Source organism: Moorena sp. SIO1F2 (assembly GCF_010672755.1).
Lineage (GTDB): Bacteria > Cyanobacteriota > Cyanobacteriia > Cyanobacteriales > Coleofasciculaceae > Moorena.
Map to the genome: position 1 here is coordinate 1 of NZ_JAAHFV010000260.1, position 9,408 is coordinate 9,408.

8 protein-coding genes are annotated in these 9,408 nt (G+C 42.8%); 3 read left to right on the top strand and 5 right to left on the bottom strand.

The genetic code is table 11. From position 1 onward, the window contains the following. Positions 1-469: 469 nt before the first annotated feature. The 5 genes from F6J94_RS24350 to F6J94_RS24370 all read right to left on the bottom strand — a co-directional run bounded on the left by F6J94_RS24350 (position 470) and on the right by F6J94_RS24370 (position 7,738). Positions 470-3,781: a choice-of-anchor I family protein gene (locus F6J94_RS24350; RefSeq protein ID WP_293044902.1), complete on the bottom strand. Its 3,312-nt coding sequence runs from the start codon at positions 3,779-3,781 to the stop codon at positions 470-472. Positions 3,782-5,008: 1,227 nt separating this feature from the next. Continuing rightward, complete coding sequence (locus F6J94_RS24355) at positions 5,009-5,134, bottom strand: hypothetical protein (RefSeq protein ID WP_293044904.1); 126 nt, start codon at positions 5,132-5,134, stop codon at positions 5,009-5,011. 291 nt (positions 5,135-5,425) lie between these two features. Then, entirely contained in the window at positions 5,426-6,100 is a 675-nt protein-coding gene (locus F6J94_RS24360) for a calcium-binding protein (RefSeq protein ID WP_293044906.1), read from the bottom strand. Continuing rightward, on the bottom strand, positions 6,072-7,136 hold the full coding sequence (locus F6J94_RS24365) for a glycerophosphodiester phosphodiesterase family protein (protein ID WP_293044909.1): 1,065 nt from the start codon (positions 7,134-7,136) through the stop codon (positions 6,072-6,074). Before F6J94_RS24365 ends, F6J94_RS24360 begins: the two co-directional genes overlap by 29 nt. 455 nt (positions 7,137-7,591) lie before the next feature. After that, on the bottom strand, positions 7,592-7,738 hold the full coding sequence (locus F6J94_RS24370) for a hypothetical protein (protein ID WP_293044911.1): 147 nt from the start codon (positions 7,736-7,738) through the stop codon (positions 7,592-7,594). Between the two features lie 256 nt (positions 7,739-7,994). On the opposite strand from F6J94_RS24370, the gene F6J94_RS24375 reads away from it, so the two are divergent. The 3 genes from F6J94_RS24375 to F6J94_RS24385 form a co-directional block, all read left to right on the top strand. After that, entirely contained in the window at positions 7,995-8,417 is a 423-nt protein-coding gene (locus F6J94_RS24375; protein ID WP_044492023.1) for a helix-turn-helix domain-containing protein, read from the top strand. Positions 8,418-8,737: 320 nt separating this feature from the next. After that, a complete protein-coding gene (locus F6J94_RS24380; protein ID WP_293044913.1) occupies positions 8,738-9,094 on the top strand; it encodes a hypothetical protein in 357 nt (118 codons plus the stop codon). Positions 9,095-9,127: 33 nt separating this feature from the next. Further along, positions 9,128-9,408 (top strand): hypothetical protein (locus F6J94_RS24385; RefSeq protein ID WP_293044915.1); only part of this gene is annotated, 281 nt, incomplete at its 3' end.

Sequence of the window (9,408 nt, forward strand, 5' to 3'; positions counted from 1 at the left end):
ATAATCAGAATTTCCCAAGCAAAATGGTCGGTTTTAATTTGATACAGTAATCGCTTTAAAACCTTAGGTAGACGAGTTTCGCCGTTATAGGTACAGATAGCAACTGTGAAATCAATCATGGGTAGTCAACCATTAGAGTCCCTTTTGAATTAAGAATGTAGAATTAAGAATTAAGAATTAAGAATTCTACATTCTTAATTCTTAATTCTACATTCTGCCTTCTGACAGACAACCTACCCTACACCAAACGCCAAGGGCGAACAACATTTTTGAATTAAGAATGTAGAATGCAGAATTAAGAATTAAGAATTCTACATTCTGCCTTCTGACAGACAACCTACCCTACACCAAACGCCAAGGGCGAACAACCGTCAACCGTTAACCTTCAACCGTCAACCGTTAACCTTCAACCGTCAACCTTCAACCTTCAACCTTCAACCTTCAACCTTACACCTTCAACGGCTCTGGCTTAACCAATCAATACAAAAGTCGTAGCAGCATTATCGATCAGGGTTTCAGCCTGCACCTGATTCAGGATTGCCAAGGTTTCATCACCGGAGCTAATCACAGCGTTGTTGCCTTCCTGAGTAACAGATAACTGACCAAAGGTTAACCCGTCTGCTAAACCGATGAAGTCTTCACCGACTTGGAAATCTCCAATCTTATCAGTTCCTTCACCAGCTGCCAAGATGAAGGTATCACTACCATCACTAGAGCCATTATCACCAAATAGGGTATCATTGCCAAGACCGCCTCGCAGTAGGTCATCCCCAGCATCACCCCAGATTTGGTCATCACCTTTCTGACCAAACAGGGAATCATTACCGGCTTTTCCACCAATGCGATCGCTTCCAGCACCCCCGTAAATTACATCATCCCCTCCAAGGGTATTGTTAGAGGAACGGCTGTTGAAGTCACCTCGTAATATATCATCTCCATTACCCCCAAAGATAGTATCATTACCTAAGCCACCAGCAACTAGATCATTTCCAGCTCCAGCAATGATTGTCTCATCAGCTTCGGTGCCAACTAGTTCGTCATCTGATGGAGTTCCCGGACCGGGGTTGACTGAAAAGACAGTAATGGTTTTACTGTCTTCTTGAGCCACTATCAACAGGGGTTCACCATTGGGGCTGTCTTCTACAGGAATAAATGTTAGCCCCTCAGGCTCACTGTCTACTGGATCATCTGGATTGCCACCATTATCATTGGGCAGATATTGGACAAATTCAGGAGCCGTGGGATTAGTGACATCGTAGACAATCACGCCGCCTATTCGTTCGAGACCGATAAACGTGTAAGTGCGATCATTAATGACCCCGGTGACAATTCCTTCCGGTTCTGGTCCTTGATTGTCACTGCGGTCGTCAAAAGTATCAGGAGTGCCGCTAGAATTAAATAGTTCAGGAACTTGCTGAGCTGTAATTCGTTCAAAGTCATCACCACTATCAAACACTAGGTTGCCAAACTCATCCCAAATTGAGAAGGAGCGCCCACCGTAGGAGAATAGCTGGTCAAAATCACCATCATTATCCAAATCCCCATCAATGGTAGATATTCTCAAACGACCCAGTTGAGACTCTGGTTGTAGGGTTTCAGCATCGGGAAAGGCCTCTGGGTCGAGGGTCAAGTTTGCAATCCGTTCCTCTTCATCCCTGATATCCCCTTCATTGGCAGTGACGTAGTAGGTTTGACCGTTTGCCTCAAAGGATGCGATCCCATCTGGTTGGTATAGACCGAAAACGGGCCAATTTTGGATGTTGATGCCATCATCCTCATTACTAGCATCCAGGGCATTGTTCTCACCCAGGTCGATCAGACCTAAGACCACAGGAGTTGGATTGGGGTTCAGAGCAACCGAGCCATCCACCGGAATCTGCTGATCGAGTACTCCAAAGTCATTGTCATTGAGTACAGCCAGTTTGCCATCATCCAGTAGCGCTAGACCTTCTGGTTTATCACCAGCGAGATACCCAATGGAAGGCAGGTTTGTCACCTTAATCTTATTGACCGCCTGAATCCCAAGAGCATCTAGGTCATCTGCACTCAACTGCTCCAGAGTAGAGCCAGTAGGTAGTGTGGGGGCATCCGGAGCAAGTAAATTAGTGGCTTTTGTCAGGTCTATTTGGAAGATGAACTTCTTCGCTGTATCACCAACTGCGGAATCTCGCTCAATGACAAATAATTTTCCATCCTCAGCGTATACCGCATCACCAATCTTATCTACTCGTCCTCCACTACGTAAAGCAGGGTCTTCGAGCAAGTAAACATACTCGGCAACGGCATTACCTGTGGTAGTATCAATTCCGAGAATGCGAATCACATCAGAGCTATCAGAGGTAGCACGGTCTGGATTCTGTAAAGGAGTTTGAATAAAGGCGTAGAGGATATTATCCTCTGGATCCAGAGCTACGGCCTCAAAGCCACGGTTACGGCGGCGATTGGCGTACTCCTCAGGTAAGGACTCAGTGCCAAAGGTTCCCACTGCTGCACCAGCCAAGGCAGCTGTGCCTTGGGGAACAAAGCGGTCAATCAGAACACCATGGGCATCAAAGTGGTAGATAGCTGGACGGTACTCATCCACCATCCAGAAGGTGCCATCAGCAGCGATTACTACCCCTTCCAGGTCAGCACCAAACTCATCTAAGGGCAGCAAATTGCCAGATAAGTCTACTGGTTCTTCATCCACCCCGGCAATATTGGGTAGTCCTGTGATTGGTGTGGTGCTATCTTGACGGGTCAAGAAAATGGTTTCGGTAATGGTGATCTCGCCAGAGCTGGGATTTAACTCAAAGCGGATCACCCGAGCTTGGTAATCCGGTAAGGCAAAGGGTCGTTCCTTACTCCCATCTCCATCCACATCAGTGGGTTTGCCATGGGGTCCCCGGTCAGGAACCGTGACAAACTTCAAGTTGCCAGTTGCTGCATCCGTCCCTTCGTAGAATAAGCCAGACAGTCCGCCCAGTTTAATCTCTTGACCCCCTTCGGTAGTACCAAGTACAGGCAAGTCATTGAACTCAAATAGCTCTAGGGTGGGCTGACCTTGGCTGTGGTCTTTCACACCCAAAGGCAGGATATCCACTACTGTAGCGGACTCCAGGTCTACCACCCCAAAGGCATTGTTTTCCTGGAGGTTGACAAAAGCTGTAGTACCATCGCTTGAGACAGCAATGAACTCTGGTTCCACATCCTGAGCAACAGTCTTGTCTGGGAAAATACGTACACCCTTTGCCCGGAATTCCGCTTCACGACCATTGAAGGCACTGAAGTCTGCTGTGGCGACATTGTCTTGGGTTAAAGTTGCTATCCCACCGGACACATCAATAATACTGATCGATCCTTCAGGATCAATGCCATCATCCGCTACTCCTTCATTAGCAACCAGTATTTTGGTGCCATCAGGGGTAAAGGTGAGCATATCGGGTAGGGGCCCCGCTTGCACTACTGTCAGGGCATTGGGGTCAGCCGGATTGTTCTTATAAGCAGCAATATCTATAATTGCTACCTTACCTGGATCAGTAGAGGTGCTAGCTTCTAACGCTAGCGCCAGTAAACCATTGCTATAGGCTACGCTATTTGCTCCGTCAATGTCAGGTATCAAAGAAGCAAGATCAATGGGTGGTATTACCTCAGTTGGATTGGTGGGATCACTGAGGTCTAGCACTTGCACCTCAGTTCCACCAGATACTACAAATAACTCTTGAGATATGGGGTCGTAGGCGGTAATTTCAGCCCCCATCTCACTAGAAAAGCTGCCAATTTTATTTAATATATCTGCCACAAATTTATCCTAGATAGTAGATGGCGAGTACCCAGATCAGCTATTAGCTATCAACTTATTTAAAGTTTTATAGCAATAATCATGTACTCATTCCCCTGTTCCGAAGAAACCGCTTCGCGAACAGCAAAATGCTAAAATTTTCGTTTATACTAAATAATTAAGCTAATAACAATTAGCTTAATTATTTAGTATGGGTTGCTCAATTAAATAGTTAGGTTAGTAGTGTTACCGCTAACTTTTTATGTTGTTAACTGTCCTTAAGGTTAACCGTTGATATTCAACAGTTAAACGTCAGCATAATACGTTAATTTTCTACCTACTTTTCCTACCTACTTAGTGAGGGTTTGCGCCTGAACTCTACAGCTAGTGTTAATAATTAACCTTTAACCTTGAGATAGTGTAGCGATGGCTGAATAACGCAAATACTGATAGCAGCAAGATAACAGCAAGCAATCTGTGCTTTCTTGAACGTTATTGAATAAGCTATTTGCTCAATCTGATCTGCATTCGCTAACGGAACATCCCATTGATTCTGAACTAATTCAAAAAGAACAGCCAATGGAATTACCCACTCATACTAGGCTTATTACTAGCATGATCATAGTCATAACCTTGACTCCATTTGGGTATGAGCATTTAACTTGATAATCGAGCCACATCAAGATGGACTTTATTTATCTAGTTACCCATAACCTTTGTCTGGAGTTCAAAGGAGTCTACCTAAGCCGATATTCGATTTATTATCAAGTAGATTTTACCCTTTCCCTAATGTCATTACAATCACTAGTTCAGGAACATAGACTTAAGGTTTTCTTGAATTTTATTGTCTTGGATTTGATACTCTCCGATTAGCAAACTAAATCCAAATCCTTTGTCTTTGATCTAAGCAACTGGGCTATAGATGCCCGCTGGCTAAGCACCGTCTTCGGAGATGACCAAAGTAATCTTGGTAGCTTTAACCTCCAAGTCGATCCTATCGGTCAGACTAATTGAGCCATAGGTTACTTGACTCAAGAGCTTTTTGGTTTTAAGTAAAACTATACTATAAAAGAGTCTACTCTAGTAACCTTTACATAATCTTACATAATTTGCTATTTTTGTGACGTCAGCTTTACTTAAAATTTACATTAATAGCTACAGGTTTGGGTTTGGATCCAAAATCGGGTGGGTGTAGGGTCTTACCCTCTTGGCCAAAGCTCTTCACACTCCCGACTCCAATTCCTAATACTAAGCTGTCACACATTTAAATTGTGATGTGAATCGGGAATCGGGAATCGGGAATCGGGAATCGGGAATCGGGAATCGGGAATCGGGAACAGGTAACTTCGGCTCAGGGAACAGGTAAACAATCATCTGTACCTCATTACTATGAGAACCGCTATAAGCAAAATTAGCTAAAAACTAACTAAAACTCATTAGTTATGATCCCAATTTACCTATTCCAGGTTACCTATTATTAAGTAGTTTGATAAAGAAACAGCGAATCTGGGAAGTGAGGGAGTTATTATGTCTCGATTATTACCCTTAATACAAATCTCCCCATCTCCCGACTACCTATTCCCCTACTTCCTAATTTGAGAATTGCTATAAGATAACCAAATCGCTTTCAGCAAGGGTTGTTACTCCTAACACTACTGCTAGGGTTTAATCTCCAACATTGATTAGAGAATTATTACTATCGGAGGTGATAGACACATCACCAAAGCTTAAACCATTGCCTAAACCAATTAAGTCAGTGCCCAGCTCGAAGTCTGTAATCGTGTCAGTACCTTCCCCAATCTCTAGGACAAAGGTATCACTGCCACTACCATTAGAAAAGTTATCTCCAGTCAGAGTATCATTACCGAGACCACCACTTAATAGGTCATCCCCAGCATCACCCCAGAGTTGATCATCTCCGAAGCCACCATAGAGGGAGTCATTACCAGATTTCCCGCCAATGCGATCGCTTCCTGAACCACCATAGATAATATCATCACCACCAGCGTTACCACCTGGGGCCTTGCTATTGCTATCTCCCCGTAGGATATCATCGCCATTGCCACCAAATATGATATCATTACCCAATCCCCCAGCAATGGTATCATTTCCATCAAAGCCATTGATCAGATCAGCATCAATAGTTCCAATCAACTCGTCAGCCCCTTGAGTACCGTTAATCTCGGAGGTAGTTTCTACTATTGCTGTCGGAGATTGAATATTATCGAGGTCTAGCCCAAATGCTAGGAATTGGGTAATCTGGCTGTCATTGAAATTGTTATCGCTAGCAACAATTAGGGATTGTCTGCCATCAGGTAAGGTTGGACAAGCCTTGGTCATCGAAGAATGTAGGATGCTTGGTTTCACGATAGATACCGATTTTTTTACCAGTTTCCGCTTCTACCTGCTGGAGTAGTTCGATAACCTCTTTGAAAGTGGGAATTTCAAACTGACCATCAAACTCATCACTACGAAAGTCACGAGACTGAACAGCACGCAGTTGCTTGATTTCTGCTAAGGTGAAATCTTCAGCAAAGTAACCAGTAATTTCTTCACCATCCAGAAGTTTGGTGGACTTGCGGTCTTCACCAAATACTTCAGCTACGTTAGTGGTATCATCTAGCAACGGTTCGTGACGAGCAATCAAGACACCGTCTTTAGTGATTACTAGGTCAGGCTCAATGAAATCAGCCCCTTGTTCAATGGCAAGAGCGTAAGCTTCTAAGGTATGCTCTGGACGATCACCACTAGCACCCCGGTGTCCAATCACTAGGGGAGGATCACCATCAAGGGTATTGAACTTTAAATCTGGGTTTTGAGGCGATCGCACAAATTCCCCTGTGGTATTGCCGGGGATATTGGGAGTGGAAATAGGGGCTTCGAGCAGTTTACCAGTGCTATCGAAGTGAAGTATAAACGGACCGAATTCCTCACCAATCCAGATATCGCCTTTAGCATCAATCACAAAAGACTCGATATCAAAATTAGCCCCGGTCAGAAAGCGATCGCTACTGTCTTCGTTGACAATCTTGAAAGGAATCTTGCCATCAGGGTCAGACAGTTGAACAAAGCCTTCAATCTCAACACTACCATCTCCATCCTCTGCACCCTTGAAATCAGGGTTAACTTGATAGAGTCTGAGCAAATAATCAGCACTATTCTGTTGGGCTCCAAAACCGTTATCTGATAGGAACCAAAAAGAGCCACCCCCACTAGGAGCAAACTGAACACCACTAAAGCCTTGAACAGGTTGTCCATCAAACGGACCCGTGCGACCATTGGCAGAAATCGGTTCACCCCTGCCATTGTCTGCACCAGACTGGGGTCCTTCTGCAAAGGTATCAGCTGGTAAAGATGCAAATCCTTTTAATTTCATAAAATCCTGGAATCAACGAGACTAAAACTCTCGAATTTAGGGTTTTTATATCTAGAGAAGAAGCACATAAACTAGCTAAATTGTGTCAGCATTTCAGCTTTCAGCTATCACATAGTACGTAATTGTTGCCAACCTTAAATCGCCTTGGCCTAGGTTTACGTGATGATTGAAACTGGCTGACCTCCCTTAGTAAGGGTTTCATTTCCAGGTTAAATTTTGATTGTAATTATATAAACATAATTATAAGGTTTGGTTAAAGCTTGTTTTTGAAGTCGCTGTCAATTTTTCGTGTAATTTTATCTGAGTAGGGTATAAAGATTTTGTAAAGTTAACCTAGATGTAATTTTAACTTAATTTTTTTAGTTTTTTATTAACCTTGAGGCTAGAGATTTTTTATATAATCCCTGACTAAGTAAGGTGTCGGCCAAGAATTTTGTTATCAAGGATTTTAACAATTAGTTTTTAGCAAAGGGAGTAGGAAATAGGGAACAGCGGATCTGGAAATAATTATTTTTGATTTTTTTTAAGTAAGTATTCAGCCGTTGGCCACGCAACTTGGTATTAGCATTAAATTGTGAAAATGCAATAGTTTTTGATAACACTTTTATCTCACTCCTCTCACTAATCCCACTAATCCCAGTTGCCCCTACTGCTTGAGATTGTGAAAATGCAATAGTTTTTTAGCACTCCCACACCTCCCACACTACCCACACTTACAACACTACCCACATTTACCACACTTACCACACCTACCACAAGCCCTGAAATAGCGACAGTGCAATAGTTTTTCCAAATCTTTGCATTTTTGGGAAAATAGTGTTAAGATAATAATATCGTTAAAGCAATGGTTTACTCCCCATGATGATTTCCACCGCACAAGCCGCTGAATTACTGGGTGTTTCTGCCACTCGCGTCCGTTACCTTCTGGGCAAAGGCAGAGTTAAAGGCGCTTATAAGGTGGGTAGAACTTGGGTGATTCCGTTGTTTGATGGTATGCCGGTGGTCACTCCTGGCACTCGCGGACCAAAACGGAACTGGTCAAAGCGTACAGAGTACACTAAGGCTGTGATTCATGTTAACCAGAAAGTCATTCGCCAAAATCTCAAGACCGGGGAGCGTAATCCTGTGATTACGGTGAAGCGAGGCTCTAAAAATGTTTACGGTCATACGGTAGAGGTCAATGGCCCTTGTCGGGTAATGTATCGTCCAGATGATCCCCTCAAGTGTGGAGCACGGGTATGGATTGAGACGATTTCTGATTTTGAAGTAATATCGGCTTGATGGGATGTGAATGCGATCGCTTTTAGCGGAAGCTTCGCTTCATCCCATAGCGTGGCCTACTGTCAATCCCTTAGCGTGACTTACGGTCAATCCCATCAAACCAGTCAATGTGGCTTAAGTCCCCTTTTGCCTTTTGCCTTTTTCTTCAAACAAAGAATTAACTTAGCATAAACATTGACTAGTGTAAAACACTGTTTTATACGATTTTACCGCCATTTCATGAATTTTTGGAGATATTGCTTTCTTTCTTAGTAAAATATCCTGATTCAATTTAGAGCTAGCGAAGAGTATAGTAGTCAACCATTACTTTTCTCTTTGCAATGACAGTAAAAGTTATAAAATACCTTGTTATTCTTGTTATTGGATTCAGCATTATTCCCCTAAAAAGTATAGTTACAACAGCTTTTGGCCATAATACTCACACAGAAGTAGCATCCAGACCAGTACCTATACGTGAAATCAAATCAGATAATCCACTAGATGGTCGGGTTGTCTCTTGGCTTAAACTAGGAACTAAGGTAACTAAGACGGATCAAAAAGGGCAGACCGATCATGGAGACGATTGGGTGATAATTAATGTCGATTTTACTTCTGGAACAAAAAAATTTTGGATTAATGAAAAATACTTATGCTGCGAAGATAAAGAAAAAGATTCTTGTGCAGTTGTTTTACGATAAACATCCAAAGAGTAAATTTATTATGGAGAAAACTTGAAGCCTCGTGCTTTACATCGCTTTGTAAGTGGAGGGTCAGTATCTAGCCATGAAATAAATGAGGAAAGTAAGGAATTTTCTCCTGCTCCTCTTTGCCATATGCTACTTATACACCAACAAAACAGGTATTCTCCCACCGAGAACATGCTAAAGATAGAAATCACCAAAAAAGCGATAACTATAACACGCTTTGATAGCAGTTTTTTAAGTAAGCTAAGTATTATCAAACTATCTGCTTGTGAATTTGCCTGTATCCCCTCTTCGGTAACTAAAGGTGA